The 22,728-nt window shown below is 64.5% G+C and carries 18 protein-coding genes, 2 tRNA genes and 1 pseudogene; 13 read left to right on the top strand and 8 right to left on the bottom strand.

Translation table 11 applies throughout. The features are described from left to right. The first annotated feature begins 91 nt into the window (after positions 1-91). Positions 92-790, top strand: a complete 699-nt coding sequence (locus tag BMX32_RS11520) for a response regulator (RefSeq protein WP_089978998.1) — start codon at positions 92-94, stop codon at positions 788-790. On the opposite strand, the gene BMX32_RS11515 is transcribed toward BMX32_RS11520, so the two are convergent. Further along, positions 787-2,676, bottom strand: a complete 1,890-nt coding sequence (locus BMX32_RS11515; RefSeq protein WP_089978995.1) for an HAL/PAL/TAL family ammonia-lyase — start codon at positions 2,674-2,676, stop codon at positions 787-789. The two genes, BMX32_RS11520 and BMX32_RS11515, sit on opposite strands and share 4 nt — an antisense overlap. A 32-nt stretch (positions 2,677-2,708) precedes the next feature. Continuing rightward, positions 2,709-4,091 (bottom strand): histidine--tRNA ligase, encoded by a 1,383-nt coding sequence (hisS, locus tag BMX32_RS11510; RefSeq protein ID WP_089978993.1) that lies wholly within the window; start codon positions 4,089-4,091, stop codon positions 2,709-2,711. Positions 4,092-4,244: 153 nt separating this feature from the next. Here hisS and BMX32_RS11505 point away from each other — a divergent pair. Continuing rightward, positions 4,245-4,321, top strand: a tRNA-Pro gene (locus tag BMX32_RS11505). A gap of 463 nt (positions 4,322-4,784) precedes the next feature. Continuing rightward, the gene (locus tag BMX32_RS11500; protein WP_089978990.1) at positions 4,785-6,800 is read left to right on the top strand and encodes a beta-L-arabinofuranosidase domain-containing protein; all 2,016 of its coding nucleotides are present in this window, start codon (positions 4,785-4,787) and stop codon (positions 6,798-6,800) included. 166 nt (positions 6,801-6,966) lie between these two features. On the opposite strand, the gene BMX32_RS11495 is transcribed toward BMX32_RS11500, so the two are convergent. The 6 genes from BMX32_RS11495 to BMX32_RS11470 all read right to left on the bottom strand — a co-directional run bounded on the left by BMX32_RS11495 (position 6,967) and on the right by BMX32_RS11470 (position 12,493). Next, positions 6,967-7,059 (bottom strand) — tRNA-Ser (locus BMX32_RS11495). Positions 7,060-7,132: 73 nt separating this feature from the next. Further along, positions 7,133-7,348: a carbon storage regulator CsrA gene (csrA, locus tag BMX32_RS11490; RefSeq protein WP_089978988.1), complete on the bottom strand. Its 216-nt coding sequence runs from the start codon at positions 7,346-7,348 to the stop codon at positions 7,133-7,135. A 302-nt stretch (positions 7,349-7,650) separates the two neighbouring features. Continuing rightward, positions 7,651-10,284 carry an alanine--tRNA ligase gene (gene alaS / locus BMX32_RS11485; RefSeq protein WP_089978986.1) on the bottom strand — a complete coding sequence of 878 codons (2,634 nt, stop codon included), beginning with the start codon at positions 10,282-10,284 and terminating at the stop codon, positions 7,651-7,653. A gap of 68 nt (positions 10,285-10,352) precedes the next feature. After that, a complete protein-coding gene (locus BMX32_RS11480) occupies positions 10,353-10,859 on the bottom strand; it encodes a regulatory protein RecX (protein WP_089978982.1) in 507 nt (168 codons plus the stop codon). Continuing rightward, the gene (recA, locus tag BMX32_RS11475) at positions 10,846-11,886 is read right to left on the bottom strand and encodes a recombinase RecA (protein ID WP_089978980.1); all 1,041 of its coding nucleotides are present in this window, start codon (positions 11,884-11,886) and stop codon (positions 10,846-10,848) included. Before recA ends, BMX32_RS11480 begins: the two co-directional genes overlap by 14 nt. A 97-nt stretch (positions 11,887-11,983) precedes the next feature. Then, positions 11,984-12,493 (bottom strand): CinA family protein, encoded by a 510-nt coding sequence (locus BMX32_RS11470; protein ID WP_089978977.1) that lies wholly within the window; start codon positions 12,491-12,493, stop codon positions 11,984-11,986. 935 nt (positions 12,494-13,428) lie between these two features. Between BMX32_RS11470 and BMX32_RS11465 the strand changes: the two genes are divergently transcribed. The 10 genes and pseudogenes from BMX32_RS11465 (at position 13,429) to BMX32_RS11420 (ending at position 22,715) form a co-directional block, all read left to right on the top strand. Beyond that, complete coding sequence (locus BMX32_RS11465; RefSeq protein ID WP_343123861.1) at positions 13,429-13,875, top strand: hypothetical protein; 447 nt, start codon at positions 13,429-13,431, stop codon at positions 13,873-13,875. 11 nt (positions 13,876-13,886) lie between these two features. Beyond that, positions 13,887-14,825, top strand: a complete 939-nt coding sequence (locus tag BMX32_RS11460) for a VirB8 family type IV secretion system protein (protein WP_089978975.1) — start codon at positions 13,887-13,889, stop codon at positions 14,823-14,825. Continuing rightward, entirely contained in the window at positions 14,822-15,631 is an 810-nt protein-coding gene (locus BMX32_RS11455) for a TrbG/VirB9 family P-type conjugative transfer protein (protein ID WP_089978972.1), read from the top strand. The genes BMX32_RS11460 and BMX32_RS11455 overlap by 4 nt, the downstream gene beginning before the upstream one ends. Then, positions 15,628-16,950 carry a TraB/TrbI/VirB10 family type IV secretion system protein gene (locus BMX32_RS11450; RefSeq protein WP_244511508.1) on the top strand — a complete coding sequence of 441 codons (1,323 nt, stop codon included), beginning with the start codon at positions 15,628-15,630 and terminating at the stop codon, positions 16,948-16,950. The genes BMX32_RS11455 and BMX32_RS11450 overlap by 4 nt, the downstream gene beginning before the upstream one ends. 4 nt (positions 16,951-16,954) lie before the next feature. Beyond that, positions 16,955-18,019 carry a P-type DNA transfer ATPase VirB11 gene (gene virB11, locus BMX32_RS11445; RefSeq protein ID WP_089978969.1) on the top strand — a complete coding sequence of 355 codons (1,065 nt, stop codon included), beginning with the start codon at positions 16,955-16,957 and terminating at the stop codon, positions 18,017-18,019. Further along, positions 18,020-18,445, top strand: a pseudogene (locus BMX32_RS11440) (lytic transglycosylase domain-containing protein); the annotation flags it as partial. It abuts the gene before it with no gap. A 213-nt stretch (positions 18,446-18,658) separates the two neighbouring features. Then, positions 18,659-19,090: a TrbC/VirB2 family protein gene (locus tag BMX32_RS11435; protein ID WP_089978964.1), complete on the top strand. Its 432-nt coding sequence runs from the start codon at positions 18,659-18,661 to the stop codon at positions 19,088-19,090. Beyond that, the gene (locus BMX32_RS11430) at positions 19,083-19,394 is read left to right on the top strand and encodes a VirB3 family type IV secretion system protein (protein WP_089978962.1); all 312 of its coding nucleotides are present in this window, start codon (positions 19,083-19,085) and stop codon (positions 19,392-19,394) included. Before BMX32_RS11435 ends, BMX32_RS11430 begins: the two co-directional genes overlap by 8 nt. Positions 19,395-19,419: 25 nt before the next feature. Next, positions 19,420-21,882, top strand: a complete 2,463-nt coding sequence (locus tag BMX32_RS11425; RefSeq protein WP_089980242.1) for a VirB4 family type IV secretion/conjugal transfer ATPase — start codon at positions 19,420-19,422, stop codon at positions 21,880-21,882. Between the two features lie 17 nt (positions 21,883-21,899). Then, positions 21,900-22,715, top strand: coding sequence for a hypothetical protein (locus BMX32_RS11420; RefSeq protein ID WP_139206713.1), 816 nt, complete (start codon positions 21,900-21,902; stop codon positions 22,713-22,715). Positions 22,716-22,728: the final 13 nt, after the last annotated feature.

Genomic DNA, 22,728 nt, shown 5'->3' with positions numbered 1-22,728 from the left:
CAAGCGCCCACAGGAAATTGCGCTTTTCTTCCATATATTTCGAGTCAACGGCTCGCCAAGATGGGGGGCATTCCATGCCGCGAGCCCGACCATGCCGAGTTCCGTGATCATCGCCGACGATCACCCCGTCGTCGTCGCCGGAGTCGAAACCATCCTGAAGGCGCACCGTTACGACGTCGTGGCCCGCGCACACGACACCGACGCCCTCTTCGACCTGCTCGCCGAGTGCCCCTGCGATGTCGTGGTCACCGACTTCGCGATGCCGGAGGGCTCGCAGCCCGATGGCATGCCGATGATCCGGCGCATCCGCGCGTTGCGCCCCGACGCCGGCATCGTCGTGCTGACGATGCTTTCCAACCCGGCCATTCTGCGCAGCCTGCTCGACATGGGCGTGGCGGCCATCTTCGACAAGCGCACCAACCTGCGCGACATCCCGGTGGCTGTGCACGCGGCCGATGTGGGGCGCTCCTACCTCAGCCCGGCGATCCGCCGGCTCTTCCACGAGGCCGACTGCGCCTCGGGCGACGAGGAGATCGCCACCCGGCTGTCGCGCCGGGAAATCGAGGTGCTCAAGGCGTATGCGAAGGGCTACAACCAGGCCACCATCGCCGACATGATGGGGCGCAGCTTCAAGACCATCAGCCGGCAGAAGCGCTCGGCCATGGCCAAGCTGGGCCTCGTCAACGACGCCCAGCTCTATCAGTTCCTGTCCGGCATCCGCGCCGGCTCGCTCGACGACTGGTCGCCGGCGATGGAGGCCGCGGCCGACGACTACGCGTTCGCGCCTTAGCCGACCAGGCGACCCGACGCCACCAGGTCGCACACGGCACGCACGTCGCCGTCCATCGCCCGATCCCGCTGCATGAAGGCGACATGCTCCCGCAGCATCGACAACGCGTCGCGAACCGCCACGCCGCCATGGAAGTCGTCGGCTGCGGCCAACGCATCCATCAGCGCGCGCACTTCGGTTTCGAAACGCGCGTAATGCGGCGAATCCTGGCGCGGCGCGCCGGACACCTTGGACGCCAGCGCCTGCCAGTCGCCCCGGTGCGCGAGCGTGCGCGCCGCGTTGAGCATGTCTTGACGGTATTCGAGCGCCTGCGCCGCGGTGTACAGCTCCATCGCCAGCACATGGCCGAGGTCTTCGGTCATCTCGAGCACGTGACGCGCCTCGTTGGCACCCATCGACACGTGGTCTTCCGCGTTCGCGCTGGTCGGCACCGAGTACACCGATGCCGGATGCGAACGCGTCGCCAGGTCGTTGACCAGCGCGGCGGCGGTGTACTGCACGATCATGAAGCCGGAATCCGTCGCGTCCTCGTTGCCGATAAGGAACGCCGGCAGGCCGTCGTTGTTCGCCGGGTCCACGAGTTTCGCGGTGCGGCGCTCGGAGATCGACGCGAGGACCGGGATCGAGGCCTTCACGTAGCTCATCGCCAGGGCGAGCGGCATGCCGTGGAAGTGGCCGGCGGAGATCACCTGGTCTTCGATGACCTGGGCGTTCTCGGCGTCCGGGAAGACCAGCGGGTTATCGGTGACCGCGTTGAGCTCGACGTCGAACACCCGGCACGCCTGCTCCCACGCGTCGCGCACGGCGCCATGCACCTGCGGCGCGCAGCGGAGGCAGTAGGCATCCTGCGGCTGATGCTTCTTGCCACCCTTGAACGGCAGGAAGCGCGAGTAGAACGCCTCCTTGCCATGGCGCTGCGTGGCGGGTACCCAGTCCCAGCCGATATCGAAGCGATGGGCCTGATCCGCCGGATCCGTCCACGAATCGGCGAGCCATGGCCGGAACCGCGGCACGAGGTGATAGGCGATGTCCGCGAGCGTCGAGCCGTCGAGGAGGCCGCGAATGCTGCGCGCCGCCGCCACCTGGCCGGGATGCGGGCGCAGCGCGTGCACTTCTTCCGCGTACGCGCCGGTGCGTCCGGCGAACGCGTCGAGCGTCATCGCGGCCGCGAGGTCGGCCGTGCGGATCAGCATGTCCATGGTGTCGAGCGCGAGCACGCCGGTGGCGAGCATCTGCGTCGTGCCGTTGTTGAGGGCGAGACCCTCCTTGAACGACAGGCGCACCGGCTCCAGGCCGGCGGCGGCGAGCGCCTTCGCGCCCGTCATGCGCTCGCCCTTGTAGAACGCTTCGCCACCGCCGAGCAGCACGATCGCCAGATGCGACAGCGGCGCGAGATCGCCGCTGGCACCCACGGAACCCTTCTCGGGGATCACGGGGATCACGTCGCGATTGAGCAGCTCGGCCAGCGCGCGCAGCGTTTCGACGCGGATGCCCGAGTGACCGCGCATGAGCGTATTGACGCGAATGGCCAGCATCGCGCGCACCACGTCCACCGAAAACGGCTTACCCACGCACACGGCGTGCGTGATGATGAGATTGTGCTGCAGCTCTTCGAGCAGCGTGCCCTGCTGGGGATCCGGATTGCCCCCGGGCAGCTCGTCGCGCACGCGATGCGCGCCGAGTAGTTTGTCGGCATTGCTGCCGAAGCCCGTGGTGACGCCGTAGATCGGCTCGCCGCCACCCACCTTCTCGGCGAGGAAGTCGGCGGCGCGCTTCACCTTGAGCAGCTGCGCCTCGTCGAGACGGATGCTGGCGCCCTTGCGCGCGATGGTGGCGACCTGGGCGCGCGTGAGGCTACGGCCGTCGAGAAGGATGCTGCTGGTCATGGTGTGCGGCCGTGCGTGGAAAGGAGGGGAAATCAGCGACCGATTTCGGCTTGAGCGAGCTCGACGCGAAGGGTCTTCACCAGATCGGCGCGTGCCACTTCGAACTGGTCCTCGCGACGGAGGTCCTTCACGGTGACGACGCCCTTGGCGATCTCGTCTTCACCCAGGACCACGACAAACCGGATGCCCGCGCGATCGGCATACTTGAACTGTTTGCCGAGCTTGCCGCCTTCCAGGACCACTTCCGTGGCGATGCCCGCGTTGCGCAGTTCCGACGCCACCGCGAGGTACGCCGGCATCTGCGCGGCGTCCATCTGCGTGACGAGCACATCGACCGTGCTGCGCGCGGTGGAGATCAGGCCGGCGTCGCGCAGCTGCCAATAGAGGCGCGTGAGACCGATCGAAATGCCCACACCCGGCAGGTGCGACTTCGTGTACTGCCCCGCGAGGTTCTCGTAGCGGCCACCCGAGCAGATGGAACCGATGCCGGGATGATCGTTGAGGGTGGTCTCGTAGACCGTGCCCGTGTAGTAATCGAGGCCACGCGCGATCGAAAGATTCAGCGCGAAATGCGAGTCCGGCACGCCGAAGTCGCGGATCAGGCCAAGGACTTCCTTGAGTTCCGCCCTGCCCTGCTCGAAGGTTTCCGAGCCGCTGCCGAGCGCGTCGAGCTTCGCGAACGCGTCGTCGACCGACGTGGAGCGCACCTGGACGAAGGCGAGGATCTTCCCGGCCACGTCCGCCGCGAGGCCGAACGCGTCGCCCGTGAGCGTGTCGCGCACATAGTCGGCGCCGCGCTTGTCGAGCTTGTCGACTTCGCGCAGCACGAGCATCTGCTGCTCGGCGTCGGCGATGCCGAGGTTCTCGAAGTAGCCGCGCATGAGCTTGCGGTTGTTGAGCTGGATGGTGAAGGCACCGATGTTCAGTTCCTTGAACACGCTGTAGATCACGGCCGGGATCTCGGCGTCGTATCGAACCGAAAGCGAATCCTTGCCGATCACGTCGATGTCGCACTGGTAGAACTCGCGGAAGCGACCGCGCTGCGCGCGCTCGCCGCGGTAGACGCGCTGCATCTGGTAACGACGGAACGGAAAGCTGAGGTCGTGCTCGTGCTCGGCGACGTAACGCGCCAGCGGCACCGTCAGATCGAAACGCAGCGCCAGTTCCGGCACGCCACCCTTCTCGGCGGCGCCGAGCGCGCCCGTGGACTGCACGAAGTAGACCTGACGCTCGGTTTCGCCGCCGGTCTTGGTCAGCAGCACGTCGCTATGCTCGATCACCGGCGTCTCGATCGGCAGGAAGCCGAAACGCTCGTAGTTGCGGCGAATCGTGTCCAGCATGCGCTGGAACGCGATCTGGTCGAGCGGAAGGAGCTCGAGGACACCGGGCATGGTGCGGGCCGGGGTGAGTGCCATGCAATTCCTCTTCGGACAGGCTGTACGGGCGCCGCCATGCGGCAGCCGCATAGATTAGCAGATGGCCGCGGACGCCCCGGCCGCGCCGATGTAAAAAATATGCGACGACCTGTTGCCAACGACACCCACCATGGCTAATATACGCGGCTCCCACGGGGTGTAGCTCAGCCTGGTAGAGCGCTACGTTCGGGACGTAGAAGTCGCAGGTTCGAATCCTGTCTCCCCGACCAAAATTCGAAGATTCAAGGCTCTGAAAGCACGCTTTCAGGGCCTTTTTCTTTTGGGGCGACTCGGCTGCGCCATCGCGGCGAGCTCGGGCGGACTGAGGCACGGAGCCGGAGCACGTCATCCTGGTCGCTAAGTCCTCGTCCGGCATTCGCCTCCCTGCGGAATCGCTCCAAGGACGACGCACCCCGACTCCCACCGAACACCGACGCCGCTCGATGCCGTTTTGCGAAACGCCGACCACCGCCTCACCGTCATCCCGGTGAAAACCGGGATCCACGTCGATGCAATCGGTTTTAGCGACACCGCTGCCAACCACGCGGCGGGGAGCCGATCGCATCGGCGACCCCGCGTCAGCGGGCCATCTCTCCGCGATTGACACGCCGATTTCGAGACACCTCGCGCTTTTCATCCCGCGGAAAATCCTCCATGGTGTCGGCTGGGTTCAAAGCGAGGGGATGTGTCCGAATGCACGATTCCAACCTTCCCGGCCGCCGCGGCTTTCTCAAAGCCTCCGTCCTCGGGGCACTCACGCCCTGGCTGCCGGCCGAAGCGACGGGTGCAACGACGAAGCGCGATGACGTCGCCACGTTTCCCAAAGCCCCTCTCGCACCGCAACCCTTCCAGTTTCTTCCGGCAGGCTCGATCCGCCCCTCAGGCTGGCTGAAGCGCCAGCTCGACATCCAGGCCGCCGGCCTCGGTGGGCGCGTGGACGAGACCTGGCCCGATCTCGGTCCGCGCAGCGGCTGGCTCGGTGGCGACGGCGAATCGTGGGAGCGTGGTCCGTACTTCGTGGATGGCCTGCTGCCCCTCGCATGGCAGCTCGACTCGCCGGAACTGAAAGCGAAGGCACAACGCTTCATCGACTGGACGCTCGAGAACCCGTGGTCGAACGGCATGTTCGGTCCGAAGAGCAACGACGACTGGTGGCCGCGCATGGTCATGCTGAAGGTGCTGACGCAGTACCAGGAGTTGACCGGCGATGCGCGCGTCGTGCCGTTCATGACACGGTATTTCCACTACCAGCTGGGCGCGTTGCCGGCCCGCCCCCTGCGCGACTGGGGCCGCATGCGCTGGCAGGACGAGGTGGCGTCCATCGTCTGGCTGCATGCGCGCACGCAGGATCCTAAACTGCTGGAACTCGCGGCGCTGCTGAAAAAACAGGGTTACGACTGGCAGGGCATGTTCGCCACCTTCCCCTTCCACGACAAGACCGACGCGAAGATGGTCGAGGCGAAGCGCAAGAACGCCTTCATGGAAGACGACGGATTGCAGGTGCACGGGGTGAACATCGCGCAGGCGCTGAAAGCTTCCGCGGTGTGGTCGCTGGTGTCGCGCGACGCGGACGACCGTGCCGCCGTGACCCACCAGCTGGCCCAGCTTGACCAGTACCACGGGCAACCGAACGGCATGTTTTCCGCCGACGAACACCTGGCCGGACGCAGCCCGTCGCAAGGTGTCGAACTGTGCGCGGTCGTCGAAGCCATGTATTCGCTCGAAACGGCGCTGGCCATCACGGGCGACGCCGCGCTGGGCGACCGCATCGAGCGCATCGCCTACAACGCGCTTCCCGCCGCGTTTACCGACGACATGTGGGCGCACCAGTACGACCAGCAGCCCAATCAGGTGGAATGCAGCCTGCACAAACGTCCGTGGACCACCAACGGTCCCGAGGCGAACCTGTTCGGCCTCGACCCGCATTTCGGTTGCTGCACCGCCAACTTCCATCAGGGCTGGCCCAAGTTGACCGCGAGCCTCTGGATGGCGAGCGCCGATGGCGGACTCGCCGCCACGCTCTATGCGCCCTGCCGTGTCAGCACCACGGTGCGCGGCGTGGCGATCGATATCGAGCAGGAGACCGACTACCCGTTCCGCGACGACATCGCCATGACGATGCGACCCGCGTCGCCGGTCGCCTTTCCGCTGCGTTTGCGCGTGCCGGCGTGGTGCCGCTCGCCATCGGTGCGGGTGAACGGCGAGACGATCGCCGCCGTCGCCGGCCAGGGCTTCCTCACCGTGGATCGGCAGTGGAAGAAAGGCGACCGCATCGAGCTATCCTTTCCGGCCGACGTCGTGACCGAAAAGGGATTCAACGACTCGATCAGCTTCCACCGCGGTGCGCTCGTGTTTTCGCTGCCGATCGGCGAAGCATGGGTCAAATGGCGCAAGCGTGGGCTTACCGACGACTGGCAGGTGTATCCCACCACGCCATGGAACTACGCCGTCGCCCCCGAAGGCACGATGGAGCGACATGCCGTCGGAACGCGACCGTTCGCCGGCGCGACGCCGGCCGTGACACTCACCGTGCACGGACGACTCGTGGCGTGGAAAGCGGAAGAAGGTGCCGCCGACCCGGTGCCGGCGAAAGTGATCGCCGACGGCGACCCGGTCACGACGCTCCGGCTTGTGCCATACGCGGGCGCGAAGCTGCGCATCACGTCGTTTCCGCGGCTACCGCACGATGCACTTCAATCGGCGACGTGACGCGCGCAGAGCGCGCACTTTGACTGGTGGGAGCCAGCCCGCTGGCGATGGGTGCTAGCGGCAAACCCCCATCGCCTGCGGGCCACCTCACCGCTCGACGACGAGTGCATGTCCACCCGTTCCGCGGACACAAAAAAACCCTGACAAGTCAGGGCTTTTTGCAAACTGGCGGAGAGTGAGGGATTCGAACCCTCGATAAGGCTTTTGACCCTATACTCCCTTAGCAGGGGAGCCCCTTCGGCCTCTCGGGCAACTCTCCGTGATCGTTCGTTCAGGAACCTGCCTGAACGAGCCAGCAAGGATACTTGTCCTTGCTTCGCCCGTAAAGCGTTTTACTGGTCGTCACCGGAATGATCGGAATGGTCCGAATGACCGGACGTGTCGCCTTCGTTCTTGATGCGCTGGTAAATTTCCTCGCGATGCACCGCGACGTTTTTCGGCGCATTGATGCCGATGCGCACCTGGTTACCCTTCACACCCAGAACGGTGACGGTCACCTCGTCGCCGATCATCAGGGTTTCACCGACCCGGCGGGTCAGAATCAGCATGATTGATACTCCATAAAATCAGGTATTGGCTTCCCCACCAACGACAACTCACCCCGAGTGCTTGCCGTCAATGGATCGACGTTTCGACCATCGAAGGCCGAACTGCCTTCCCCGGCTCTAGTTGTGTGTGTCGCTGACCAGCTGTCCTGCCTTGCGATCCTCTGGGACCGATGCCGACGGATGCATTTCGACATTCGGATCATACTAGCCGAGCCAAACCGGCGGACGCAACGCAAATGGCCGCTAATGCGTGCGCCGGAGCACCTTTACGGTGCACCGGCGTTCACCTGGCCATCTGGCGTTCAGCGCAGGCGCGCTTCCACCCAGGCGGGAATGCCGGCGAGGATGCCGGGAAGTGCCGGGCTGTCCACGCCGCCGCCCTGAGCCATGTCCGGCCGACCGCCGCCCTTGCCGTCGATCCGCGAGGCCACTTCGGCCACCAGATCGCCCGCCTTGACGCGGCCGAGCGCGGAACCGCCGACGCCCGCCACGAGCGACACGCGGCCGTCCACGGCGCCGGCGAGCACGATCGCGCTATCGCCGAGCTGCTGCTTCAGCACATCCATGCTGTCGCGAAGCGACCTGGCGTCGAGGCCTTCGATGCGGGCAGCCACCACCTTGATGCCGGCGACCTCGACCGCGGACGCCGCGAGATCCGCCGACGCCGAGCTGGCCGCCTTCGATTTGTAGGATTCGACCTCGCGTTCGAGTTTCTTCTGCCTTTCGAAAAGCTGACGAAGTTTGTCGACCACCTCCTCGCCCTGCGCGGCCAGCAGGCCGGACACCTCGCCGAGGATGCGTTCTTCCTCCGCGACGCGCGCAATGGCGCCGGCGCCGGTCACGGCTTCGATACGGCGCACGCCGGCGGCGACGCCGGACTCCGACACGATCTTGAACAGTCCGATGTCGCCCGTGCGCGACACATGGGTGCCGCCGCAGAGTTCAGTCGAAAAATCGCCCATCTTCAGCACGCGTACCTCGGAACCGTACTTCTCGCCGAACAGCGCGATGGCACCGAAGTCGATCGCCTCGTCGTAACCCATGTGGTGCACTTCGGCACCGTCGTTATGACGCACCCGATCGTTGACCATGCGCTCGATCTGCGCGAGCTCTTCCGGCGTGACGGCCTTGAAGTGCGAGAAGTCGAAGCGCAGGCGCTCCGGAGCCACTAGCGAACCCTTCTGGGCCACATGATCGCCGAGCACGGTGCGCAGCGCGGCGTGGAGCAGATGCGTCGCGGAGTGATTGAGCACGGTGGCCTTGCGCTGCGATGCGTCGACCGACGCGCCGACGACCGCCCCGCGAAGCAGCGGCGCGGAGCCCTGCCACGTACCGAAGTGCGCGAAGAACGCGCCACCGACCTTCTGTGTGTCCGCTACCGCGAGGGCACCGGACGGATTGCTGAGCGTGCCGGTGTCGCCCACCTGCCCGCCCGACTCGGCATAGAACGGCGTGCGATCGAGCAACACGAAGGCCTCTTCGCCGTCGTTGAGGGCGTCGACGGCCTTGCCGTCACGGACGATGGCGACGACCTTCGCATCGGCGAGGTCGAGATCGTCGTAACCCGTGAAGATCGTCGGCGCGGCGGCGCTGGCGACCTCGGCCGGAAGCTGGGCCTTCGTGCCGAAATTGCTGGCGGCGCGCGCCCGTGCGCGCTGCTCGCCCATCGCGCGCTCGAAGCCCTCCATATCCACCGTCATGCCGCGCTCGCGCGCGATGTCGGCGGTGAGGTCGACCGGAAACCCATAGGTGTCGTACAGGCGGAAGGCATCCACGCCGGGAATGATCTGGCCCGACTTGCCCGCGATGTCGTCGAACAGGCGCATGCCGTGCTCGAGCGTTTCACCGAAGCGGTCTTCCTCGGTCTTCAGCGCCGTCTCCACGAACGAGCGCTTCGCCGTGATATCCGGATACGCCTCGCCCATTTCTTCGACGAGCGGCTTCACCATCTTCCAGAAGAAATCGCCACGTACGCCGAGCATCCACCCATGGCGAAGCGCGCGACGGATGATGCGGCGAAGCACGTAACCGCGACCCTCGTTGGACGGCAGCACGCCGTCGACGATCAGGAACGAGCAGGCGCGGATGTGATCCGCGATGACGCGCAGCGACTTGTTCGAAAGATCCGCGGTACCCGTGAGCCGACCCGCTTCGGCGATGAGATGCGCGAACAGGTCGATCTCGTAGTTGGAATGCACGTGCTGAAGCACGGCCGCCAGGCGCTCGAGGCCCATGCCGGTATCGACGCACGGCGCGGGCAGCGGCGTGAGCGTGCCGTCCGGCGCGCGGTCGAACTGCATGAACACGAGGTTCCAGATCTCGATGTAGCGATCACCGTCCTCGTCGGGCGAACCCGGAGGACCGCCCGCCACGTCCGGACCGTGATCGTAGAAGATCTCGGTGCACGGACCGCAGGGACCGGTGTCGGCCATCTGCCAGAAATTGTCGGACGCGAACGGCGCACCCTTGTTGTCGCCGATGCGCACGATGCGCTCGGCCGGCACGCCGACTTCCTTGTTCCAGATGTCGTAGGCCTCGTCGTCGGTGTGGTACACCGTGACCCAGAGTCGATCCGCCGGCAGCTTGTAGACGCCGGTGAGCAGCTCCCACGCGTAGCGGATGGCGTCGCGCTTGAAATAGTCGCCGAACGACCAGTTGCCCAGCATTTCGAAGAACGTGTGATGGCGCGCGGTGTAACCCACGGCATCCAGATCGTTGTGCTTGCCGCCGGCGCGCAGACAGCGCTGCACGTCGGCCGCACGCACGTAACCCGGCTTTTCGCTGCCGAGGAACACGTTCTTGAACGGCACCATGCCCGAGTTCGTGAACAGCAGCGTGGGGTCGTTCGACGGCACCAGCGATGCCGAGGGCACGATGGTGTGGTCTTTGGAACGGAAGAATTCGAGGAAGGTCGAACGGATTTCGGCGGTTTTCATGAGCGATCGTGGCTTGGGAGCTGCGAGGTCGCGCAAGACGCTCCGTCCAGAATCAAGGCTCGTTGCCTTCAGTCGTCGTCGGCGTCTTCCGCATCGGCGTGGGTAAGAATACGTACTGTGGCGGCGGCGAAGCCTCGACGCAAGAGGAATTGCGCCCGTCGCGCCCGCTCGGCCGGGTCGGCGGAGGGTCCGCCGTAGCGGCGACGAAGCTGATTGGCCGCCAGATCGTGCCAATCCACGTCCGCGGACTCGATCAGTTCGCGGATCGCCCCGTCGGAAATGCCCTGGCTGCGGAGTTCGGCACGGATGCGCGCGGGACCGTAGCCCTGCCCCACCCGGCTGCGCACGAGAGCCCCGGCGAACCGGCTGTCGTCCTGGTAGCCCTGATCGCCCAGCCGCTCGATGGCGGCCGTCGATTCGTCACGCTCGAAGCCGCCACGCTCGAGCTTCTGCTTGAGCTGGCGGCGGGAGTGCTCGCGCCGGGCCAGCAGCCCGAGCGCCTTGTCGTAGGCGGTGCGGGTCGGGCGATCGGCTGCGCCGTCGCCCTTCCCCGAGCCCTTATCAGACTTCCTCAAGCTCGTCGGCCTCGGTCGAGGCTTCGGACTTCGGACCGGCCTTCACGAGCAGTCGTGCGCGAAGCTCGGCATCGACCTCGTTCGCGATGGCCGGGTTGTCGCGCAGGAACTGACGGACGTTTTCCTTGCCCTGGCCGATGCGATCGCCCTTGTAGCTGTACCAGGCGCCCGACTTGTCGATCAGGTTCTCGCGCACGCCGAGCTCGATGATCTCGCCTTCGCGCGAGGTACCTTCGCCGTAGAGGATCTCGAATTCGGTCTGGCGGAACGGCGGCGCCACCTTGTTCTTCACGACCTTCACGCGGGTCTCGGAGCCGATGACTTCCTCGCCCTTCTTCACCGCGCCGATGCGACGGATGTCGAGGCGGACGGAAGCATAGAACTTCAGCGCGTTACCACCGGTGGTGGTTTCCGGGCTGCCGAACATGACGCCGATCTTCATGCGGATCTGGTTGATGAAGATGACCAGGCAGTTGGTCTTCTTGATGTTGGCAGTGAGCTTGCGCAGGGCCTGGCTCATCAGGCGGGCGTGCAGGCCGACGTGGGAGTCGCCCATTTCGCCTTCGATTTCGGCCTTCGGCGTCAATGCCGCGACCGAATCGACCACCACCATGTCCACGGCGCCGGAGCGCACGAGCATGTCGGCGATCTCGAGCGCCTGCTCACCGGTATCCGGCTGACTCACCAGGAGGTCGGCCACGTTCACGCCCAGCTTCTCCGCGTAGCTCGGGTCCAGCGCGTGCTCGGCGTCGACGAACGCCGCCGTGCCGCCGTTGCGCTGGCAGGACGCGATGGCCTGCAGGGTGAGCGTGGTCTTGCCCGAGGATTCCGGGCCGTAGATTTCCACGACGCGGCCGCGCGGCAGGCCGCCGATGCCCAGCGCGATGTCCAGGCCGAGCGAACCGGTCGACACGGTGTCGATCTGGTCGTCGGCGCGGTCGCCCAGGCGCATGACGGCACCCTTGCCGAACTGCTTTTCGATCTGGCCGAGGGCACTCGCCAGCGCCTTGCGCTTATTGTCGTCCATCGTGGTTTCCGATCTCGTGTGTAGGTGAGTATCTTGCCGTAGCGTGATCTCAGGGACTGCGATCCGCGACCGGCAAGTTTGCCACAGGCAGCCGGCCTCAGCCGATCAGTTCGGCGGTCATTCCAGCAAGCGCCGCGGCCACCGTCTGTCGCCGCACCGCCTCGCGATCCCCGTCGAAATGGAAGAGCCGGGCGTGAGCGTAGCCCCCGCGCCGTTTCCAGCCGATCCAGACCGTGCCCACGGGCTTGTCCGGGGTACCGCCCGACGGGCCCGCGATGCCGGTGACCGCTACCGCCACCCCGGCGCCGTAACGGGCCAGCGCACCCGACACCATCTCGAGCACGGTCTCCTCGCTGACGGCCCCGGTACGCTCGAGCGTCCGGGGATTGACCCCAAGCAACGACTCCTTGGCGCTGTAGCTATAGGTAACGACGCCGGCCTCGAACCAGGCCGAGCTGCCGGCAAGGTCGGTCAGCGTCTTCGCGATCCACCCGCCCGTGCACGATTCGGCGGTGGCGACCATCACCCGCTTCTCCTGGGCGGCATCGGCCACCTTTCTGGCCAGGGCCATGAGGTCCGCGTCGGTGGGGATGGTTTCAAGGGCCATGCCCGCTCCTCAAATAAAGGATCAAGTTCTACTCCCGGCGCCTTGTCTTGTCGACGGTGCAGACCGCCGCAGCAAAGCGGTTGAGGGCGCGCCCGGCTTGCCACGCGGGCACACCCACGCTCATCTCACGCCAATGCCGCACCCGAGGACAAGCAAGATCCTCTCAATCCGTACCTTCCTGTTCAGCCATCATCGACTCGGTGATCAGGGCACGTGACGAGGCTCAGCCGTGCTGACAGGGCGCATCGAGACATCGAAGACTTCCGGCCTGTCGCGCGGTATCGACCCCGAATGCTTCGGTGAACAGGAAATTCCCTTATGCCAACCTAAACGAGTCATTTCAAATGTTTTCCACTGGGCCTCGTAATGCAGAAGTCGGCAGCAATTGGGTAAGCAGCGCGCCAGCAATGCACATTTTGGCGTGCGAGGTTTCACAACTATGGGTAGCTATTCGAACGGAAGTTGGTTATCTTCACGTCTACCAGTCGGCCGCGCGGCGCGCCTCGCGCAGCGCTCGGCCACTATCGATTGACTTAGTACCGCCGGACACCCGGCCATCGATCGATCTTCAACGAGCAGCACGGGCGCCTTGATACCCGATGCTTCACTACAGGATGTAGCAACGATGAAGCGAACACCTCACGCGTTTCCGCGTCGAGCATTCGGGGCCCTGATGCACGGGCTCTCCTTGTCCTGGGCCGTGTCACTGGTGCACGCCACCCGGAAAGAAGCGCGCCTCGACCGGGCTCCGCCTGGGATCGAGCGCCCCTAGCCGTTCGCGACGGCGCCAACCGCCGGTCAGCCGCGCCGCAACACGGCAACGATTTCCTTCATCCCCAACGTGAGTCGGTCAACGACCAACGCGATTCGCTGCGCTAGCGCAGCGGGCATGGATCCCGCACACCCCAAAGCTTTGGACGAGTTTCGTGAAAAAGATCCTTCGACCCATCCCGACTGTCATCGCCACGTGCTTCATCTGCGCCTGCGGCACGCCCGGCGCGAGGGATTTCGGTGGCCGCTGGAAGCCGGTCAACCACTTCGACGAAAAGTCGGTCGAGATTCCTTTGGCCCCTCCCTACACGTACGCGGTTACGCCGATGGACGGGACGCTCAAGACGCTGCTGACCCGGTGGACACGAGACGCCGGCCTGAAACTGTCGTATCGCCTCCGCTCGGACTTCTCGCTCACCCGCAGCGCATCAGCCCTCCGGACCACGGAGCTTCGCGACGCCGCGGCGCAACTCACCACCGCTTACACCGCCCAACGCGTTGTCGTAAGCGTCATCGGCGACGAGATCGTCGTCGGCGAAGCCACCACGTCTCCCATCCCGTCGCAAATGACGCCAGACGGCTCCGCCAACGACATCGGCGCCGCACGGTAGGCCACCCGTTCATGCTCAAAAAAAGAAACACGACGAACATCGATCAGGCTGTCGCCGCCGGTGTCAACTTCGAGATCACCGTTGCCGACCTCGCGAGACGCAGCGAAAGGCGCGCGTGGCTGGTCGCGAGTTGCGCTAGCGGCGTGGCGCTCGTCCTCGCAGGCGGCTATCTGGCCGTCATGCCATTGAAAGAAAAAGTGCCGTTCCTCGTCGTCGCAGATCCTTACTCCGGCACAAGTTCGCTCGCCAGGCTGACTGACGACGTCGTTAACCGCCAGATCACCGCCAGCGAGGCGATCAACCGTAGCAACGTCGCGCATTTCGTCCTTGCACGCGAAGCCTACGACCTTGCGCTGACCAACCTGCGCGACTGGCCCACCGTGCTGACGATGGCGGCGCCCGACGTTGCTCAGCCTTATATGGAACTCCACGCGACGAACAACGAGTCAAGCCCCTATCGACTCTACGGCAAGCACAGCGCCATTCGGGTCAAGATCCTCAGCATCGTCCTGATCGGCGGCGAGCATGGACAAACGCCGACGGGCGCGACGGTCCGCTTCCAGCGCAGCGTTTACGACAAGACGACCGGCGGCACGTATCCGCTCGATAGCAAGATCGCCACCATCGCGTTCGCCTATAAGGCCAATCTGCGGATGGACGACCAGAACCGCATCGAGAATCCATTGGGTTTTCAGATCACCAGTTATCGCGTCGACAACGATTACGGTTCGACGGCGCCTGCCGAAGTCGCAGCGCCGCGTCCTCGCGCGGAATCCAAGGCGACGCCCACGATCCCCGCCGACACCGAAGCGGGGGACGCCACGATACCCCCGTCGCCGCTGGCGGTGGAGGCGGGCTATCCCGCCCCGTCCACCAGCACACCGCCTCCGGCCATTCCCGTCACCCCTACCGCAGTCCGCCGGGCCGCCAATGGAGGGCACCGCCAATGATCCGATTCCGTAACTACCGCCTCCACTGGGCCTTCGCCCTCGTCGCGGCCACGATTCCCCTCTGCTCGCACGCCGACGCGACGCTCCCCGCACGCTTACCACCGCCCGTCAACGCACCCGGCGTGCACACCTATGACTATCAGGCGGACCGGATCTTCACGATTCGTGCCGGCCTGGGCATCACGACGCAGATCGAACTCAGCCCCAATGAGCAGGTGCTCGACTACAGCACCGGCTTCAGCAGTGGCTGGGACCTCACCCGTCGCGACAACGTCTTCTACGTGAAACCTAAGAACGTCGATGTCGATACCAACATGATGATCCGCACCGCGACCCATTCCTACATCCTGGAACTGAAGGTCGTCGCGACGGACTGGAAAACGCTCGACCAGGCGCGGCGCGCAGGCGTGCAGTACAAGGTGACCTTCCGTTATCCGTCGGACACGAGCTTCCAGGCCGAGACAAAGGCGGTCGAGAAAGCGCCGGAGCTCGACACGTCGCTGGTCAAGGGGCGCGATTACCACTTCGACTACGACTACGCGAAGAAGCGACGAGTGGCGCCGTGGCTCGTGCCGACTAACGTCTACGACGACGGCCGCTTTACGTACATCCGGATGCCGGACTTGAAGCACTTTCCGACGGGTAACTTCCCGACCATCTACATGCGTGAGAAAGGTCACGGCGAAGACGCGATCGTCAATACCACGGTCGAGGGCAACACCATCGTCGTGCACGGCACATACCCCTATCTGGTGATCCGCCACGACAAGAACGTCATCGGCCTGCGAAGGAACGCGAAAAAGTGAACCCTTACACCTCTCAGCATCCCGAAGCCCCGACGGCCCCAAGTCATGGCACGTCGTCCGACCGGCACGATCCGACCACCAATCACTACGCCGCTCAACAGCAGAACGCGCACCCCAACGTCGACAGCGGCGCGGTCAGCCTCTCGACCAGCGAGATGCAGCGACTGAACCGAAGCGCTCTCGGCTTGCTCGCGGGCATCTTCCTCCTTCTCGCGGTCGCCGCTTTCTGGCTTTTCAAATCGTCGAACGCTACCAAGCCGCCCACGTCAGAGGCACGGGATGAGGTCATCTCGGTCTCGGCGGGCCAGGTCGGCATGGGCGCGACGCCCGACGCGCCACCTGCGGCTGCGCCCGGCGCTGCTTCGATCGTGGATTCTCGACGGACGAGCGGTCCATCTTTCGATAGCGGGGCGTCGCATCGGTCGCCTCCTCCAACCTCTTCGCAGGGCAGCACCGTGCCGGCCTACGCGCCGCCCATGGCCAGGGAGCCGACGCTTCTCGAGCGCCGTATCGCCGCGGCCAATGCTGGTGGCATCGGTGTCGGCGATGCCGGCGCACCGCCTCGCACGGCGGACATGCCGGTCGTGCCGGGCATGCCCCTGATGCCCGGACTGAGCGGCATGCCGGGCGGACCCGGCGCGCCGGCGGAGGAGTCGCCCCTGAGCGCGAACGGCAACCTCGCTTACTCCGCCAAAGCGCTCGCCGAGGTGTCTTCCGCCACACCGCTCCAGCATCCCGACGCGCTCATGCTGCGCGGCACCCTGATCCGCTGTGTGCTCGAGACACGCATCGTCACCGACAACCCCGGCTTTACGTCCTGCACGGTCACCGAGCCTATCTATTCCTTCACGGGCAAGCGACTACTGCTGCCCAAGGGATCGAAGGTGATGGGCAAGTACGAGATGGAACCCAGCGGTCCGCGGCTCGCCGTGATCTGGGATCGTGTCGTCACGCCGACCGGAATCGACGTCAGCATGCAGAGTCCGGGCGTCGACACACTCGGTGGCTCCGGTCACCCCGGCCACTACAGCGCGCACTGGGGCAGCCGGATCACGGCAGCGCTTTTCATCAGCCTGCTGAGCGATGCGTTCAAATACGCCGGCGCGGAATACGGGCCGAAGCAGACGTCGATTACGAACGGCGTCGTCACGCAAAGCCCGTTCGAAAGCAACACCGCGGAAACGGTGCAGCAGCTCGCAGGCCAGGCGGTACGCCGTCAGGCCAATCGCCCGGCGACGGTAACCATCAACCAGGGCACTGTACTCGCCATCTATGTGGCGAAAGACGTCGATTTCGCCAGTGTGGTCGCCCGGTACTGATCGCATGACCGTACGCGACTCCCTACCGGCGAGTAACGACTTCCTCGACTACCAGTACGACGTGCTGGGGATCCGGGAGTACCTGGCTTCGCACGACGTCACGGAAATCTGCATCAATCGTCCTGGCGAGGTGTATCTCGAGCGCAGAGGAAAGTGGCAGCGCACGGAAGTGCCTTCCCTCACGTTCGAGCGTGCGCGACAGTTCTGTACCGCGGTGGTCAACGAAACCAACACGGGCCAGCGCATCACCGATGTCGACCCTGTGGTGTCGCTGACCTTCCCGACCGGTCAACGCGCGCAGTTCGTCCTGCCGCCGGCGTGTGAGCCAGGCACGCTGTCGATCACGATCCGGCTCCCGTCCCGGCAATCCCGAACTCTCGATCAATATCAGGCCGATGGCTTCTTCGACGAGATACTCGAGGGCACGGCGCAGATCGGTGAGGCCGACCACGAGCTGATCAGGCTGCGGTCCGAGCGTCGCTATGCGGACTTCTTCCGCCAGGCCGTGCTGGCGAAGAAGAACATCGTCGTCGCGGGTGCGACAGGAAGCGGCAAGACCACCTTCATGAAATCGTTGGTCAACCACATTCCGCACGACGAGCGTCTCGTCTCGATCGAGGACGCGCGGGAGTTGTTCCTCGAACAACCCAACGTCGTTCACCTTCTTTATTCGAAGGGCGGGCAAAGCGTGAGCAACGTCACGGCGAAGAGCTGCATGGAAGCCTGCCTGCGCATGAAGCCGGACCGCATCATCCTCGCCGAGCTGCGCGGCGACGAATCCTTCTATTTCATACGAAATTGCGCGTCGGGTCACCCCGGGTCGATTACCAGCTGCCACGCCGGCAGCGTGGAACAGACCTGGGATCAGCTTGCCTTAATGGTCAAGGCATCGTCGGAAGGAGCCGGTCTGGAATTCGCGACGATAAAGCGGCTTCTCATGCTGACGATCGACGTCGTCGTGCACATCAGGGCCCATGCCGGTAAGCGCCGTATTACGGGCATCGACTTCAACCCTGCCCGCTCGCTGGGCACCGCGGACGGCGACGAACCTACGGAGGGAACCCCCTAGATGTTCGCAGGGATAGAACTGGCCGCCTGCCCCAACCTGGCCGTGCCGCACGACATCATGCGGCACATCGTCAACGTCGAGTCGAACCATAACCCCTACGCCATCGGCGTCGTGGGCGGCGAACTTGCGCGTCAGCCGACGTCGCTGGCCGAGGCCGTCGCGACGGCGCGCATGCTCGAAGAAAAGGGCTACAACTATTCATTGGGCGTCGCCCAGATCAACCGCAAGAACCTCGCAACGTTTGGTCTGACCAGCTTCGACAAGGCCTTCGACGCCTGCGCGAACCTCACTGCCGGCTCAAAGATACTGGCCGACTGCCATAGCCGCGCCGGTGGCGACTGGGGAAAGGCGTTCAGCTGCTACTACTCCGGCAACTTCCAGACCGGCTTTCGCGACGGCTACGTCCAGCGCGTTTACGCCTCGATGGGACGAGAGACCACACCGATCGCCGTCGCGGCGCCACAGCGGGCGGAGCCCGTCAAACGCACCGAGCCCGTATCGCGGGTGACGACAGACCCCATACGGACAACTCCGCCCGAAGCCCGCGAGCGCAGCGGCGTGCTACGGCATGTGGACTCCGCCGATGCCGCCTTCGTTTTCTGACCCTCATCCCTTCCCAACACTCGCAAGGAGATTTTCATGACCACCCCCTACGTTCTCAGCCTCATCGCCCGGTCCGGCAGGCCGGTTCGCCAGACCATCGGCGTCGCTGCCCTCTTCACGGCTCTGATGATTCCCGGCCTCGCCGTGGCACAGGTCGGTGAAGCCGGTACCAAGGTGTGCGGCTTCTTCGAAAACATCAACTCGTTACTCAACGCCGCGTCGATCGTCGTGGTGACGATCTCGGTCATTTTCTCGGGCTACCAGATCGCCTTCGCCCATAAACGCATCGCCGAAGTCGCACCGCCCCTCATCGGCGGCGTCCTTATCGGTGCCGCCGCGCAGGTCGCCAAGATGGTCGTGGGCGGCAACGGGAACGGCGGCGGCGCGAGCGCCTGCACGTCGAGCAGCGGCGGCTTCATGATGGACGCGATCAACACCGCGATGCACCTGCTGGCGTTCCATGTATAAGGACGCCCTGTTTCGTGGATGCACACGGCCGCCCATGTTCATGGGCGTGCCGTATATCCCTTTCTTTTTCGGCACGGGCACCTTCCTGCTGCTCGCCATGTACTTCAATTTCTGGCTGCTGCTCGGAATTCCCGTGGCCGTCCTGGTGATGCGGCACATGGCGCGGCGGGACGAGATGGTGTTCCGCCTCCTCGCGCTGCGCCTTTCGTTCCGTACCAGGGTCCGCAATCTGCCGCGTCACGATGGTATGTGGGTCTTCACGCCAAACACCTATCGCGACGCTGCGCGCGATAAACGCCCGTAACGCTCATTCCTATATGCCCGATGCCATGTTCATCCCAGACGCCCCCATCGCCAACCATCTTCCGTTGTCCGCCCACGTCTCCCCAACCGTCGTCAAGACGCGCGGCGGCGACTACCTGCTGACCTGGCGCCTCGCCGGCCTGCCATTCGTCGGGCGCGAGCCGAGCGAACTGGGCCACAAACACCTCACCCTGAACCGCATGCTGCAGACGCTCCGGGCGCCCGACGTCACCAATGTGGCGTTCTGGGTCCACGACATACGGCGACGCGGCAACGTCAAGCACACCAGCCGGTTTGAGCAAGCGTTCAATCAGGGCCTCTCCGATGCCTACTACGCCACGCTCTCTGAACAGAAACTCATGCAGAACGAGCTTTATCTCACGATGATGTACCGCCCCATCGTCCACGGAAAAGCCTTCGCCGAGAAAACCGCCAACGTCGACCAGCTCAAAGCGGCACAGGACCATGCAGTCGCCACGATTCTCGATCTGGCCGGCAACGTCGAAGCCGTGCTGAAAGATTACGGCCCCACGCGCCTCGCCATGTACGAGGCGCGGAACAAGATCGTCTTCTCCGAGGTGCTCGAGCTGTTCGGCTTCATCCTCAATCGCCTCGATGAGCCGGTACCCGTGCTCAACGCGGCCATCTACGACTACCTGCCTGTCTCCCGCCAGCACTTCAGTGCCAGAACAGGCGATTTCGCGCTCACGACACCTGACGGCCGCAACCACTTCGGCGCCATCCTCAACGTCAAGGAGTACGTCGACGGCACATGGCCTGGCGTGCTGAACGGGCTGAAGTTTCTCGACAGCGAGTACGTGATCACGCATTCCTTCACGCCCATGGGCCGCCAGGACGCCCTCAAGGCGCTCGAACGCACAAAGGGCATGATGATCTCGTCCGGCGACAAGGCCGTCAGCCAGATCCTCGAGCTGGATCGCGCCATGGACGACCTGGCGTCCGGCAACTTCGTGCTGGGCGAGTATCACTACGCCATCGCCATCTATGCGGAGTCGAAGGACGCCCTCGCCCAGCATCTGGCGACGACGCGTGCCGAGCTATCCAACGCAGGCTTCGTCACCGTAAAGGAAGATCTCGCCGTCACCTCGGCGTTCTACGCGCAGTTTCCCGGTAACTGGCGCTACCGGACGCGCCTGGCGAACCTCAGCTCCCTGAACTTTCTTGGCCTCTCGCCCCTGCACAACTTCGCCTCGGGAAAGCGCGACCAGAACCCGTGGGGCGACTGTGTCACCACGCTGCAGACGAACAATGGACAGCCGTACTATTTCAACTTCCACGGCACGCCGCCGGGGGAAGATTCCCGCGGCGAGAAGGCCATCGGTAACACCATGGTCATCGGCAAGTCGGGCACCGGCAAGACGGCGCTGATCAATTTCCTGCTCAGTCAGGTACAAAAGCTCGACCCGGCGCCGACCATCTTCTTCTTCGACAAGGATCGTGGCGCGGAAATCTTCGTGCGGGCCTGCGGTGGGAACTACCTGGCGCTGGAGAACGGAAAGCCCACGGGGTTCAACCCATTCCATTGCGAACGTAACGAGGAAAACGCGCAGTTTCTTTCCGACCTCGTCAAGGTGCTCGCAGGCAAGCGTGAGTACACCTCGCGGGAAGAGGAAGACATCTTTCGCGCCGTCGGGAACATGCTCGACACGCCGATGCACCTACGCAACATGACCAACTTCCAGAAGAGTCTGCCCAATCTCGGCGACGACGGTCTCTACGTGCGCATGCGCAAGTGGACCGCTGGCAATGCGCTCGGATGGGTATTCGACAACCCGGAAGACTCCGTCGACCTGAGCCGCTCCAACATCATCGGCTTCGACTATACCGACGTCATCGACAACCCCGAGGTCCGGGCACCCGTCATCAATTATCTGCTGCACCGCCTCGAACAGCTCATCGACGGCCGCCGCATCATCTACGTCATGGACGAGTTCTGGAAGATCCTCGACGGCGAAGGCGGTCTGAAGGAATTCGCGAAGAACAAGCAGAAGACCATCCGCAAGCAGAACGGCATGGGCATCTTCGCCACCCAGAGCCCCGAGGACGCCCTCGCCAGCGACATCGCCTCCGCCCTGATCGAGCAGACGGCGACGATGATCCTTCTCCCCAACCCAAACGCCAGCCGCGACGACTACATCGATGGCCTCAAGCTAACCGAGGCGGAGTACAAAGTCGTCGTCGGCCTCGGCGAGCGCTCCCGCAGCTTTCTGGTCAAACAGGACAAGTTCTCCGCCGTCTGCCAGCTCAATCTGCGCGGCATGGACGATGCCCTGTCGGTGATCTCGGCCTCCACGGACAACATCGACATCATGCATCGCGTGATGCAGGAGCAGGCCGCCGCCCTCGGCATCGCCGTCGACGCTCTGACTCCCGAGCAATGGCTTCAGACCTTCTACGACCACCGCAAAGGCAGCGGAAAGCGCGAGCCGACGACGGAAACCACACCGGCAGCGCGCCGCGCCGCCTGATCCCGAGGACTACGCACATGGACATGGAAACGAGAACGATGGCCCCGTCGCAAGCCACCCACCGACATTCACCGCGCCGAATGATACGCAGCCTTCTCGCCACATTTCTGGCAATCGCCACGCTGAGCCCCGCGCCGGAGGCCAACGCTCAGTGGCTGGTGCAAGATCCCGCGGCGATCTTCACGGCCGTGCAGGAATACGCGACGCAGGCGAAGCGCTGGATCGAGACGGCGCAACATTACAAGGACACCATTCAGCACTACGCCGATCAGGTCGCGTTCTGGAAGCAGCAACTGGTGAAGCTCCAGGGGCTGAATCTGGAAGTGTTCAAACTCGAGAACCAGTTTCGCCGCATTCCTGAGGACGCGAATCTTGCCGAGACATGCCCAGGTGCCGTTCGCAGCCACTTCGACATCACGACCGTGCTCGAATCGCTGGTGCCCAACATGGGCGGCGACATCGTGAAAGAGCAGAACCGGGTTTGCGAAAGCATCCTCCGGTCGAACAACCGGAAGTACAACCTAACCGTCGACTACTACAACTTTCTGAAGACGTCGATGAAGGACCTGGAGACGATTCACTCTGATCGCCTGTCCAAGGTGGGCGAGTCGGTGGCGAACCTCAGTTCCATCCTGACAGACACGCAGCGGTACGCCGCCAACATCGACGAAGCCCGAAAGAAGTGGGAAGGCGACGTGGCACAGCAGGACCTCGTCCTGTCCATGCTCACCGCGCAGCAGGCGATGCTCGCCCGCCGCGCCATGAACGGAAGCCCCAGCCCGCTCGGAACACTCGTCAACACGGCCGCGCTTCGCGCAGCTTTCACGCACTGACCAGCGAAGGAAC

It is taken from the genome of Luteibacter sp. UNCMF331Sha3.1 (assembly GCF_900109915.1).
Taxonomy (GTDB): domain Bacteria; phylum Pseudomonadota; class Gammaproteobacteria; order Xanthomonadales; family Rhodanobacteraceae; genus Luteibacter.
The sequence above is the reverse complement of the archived record's forward strand: the minus strand, read 5'-3'. Positions and strand labels throughout refer to the sequence as shown.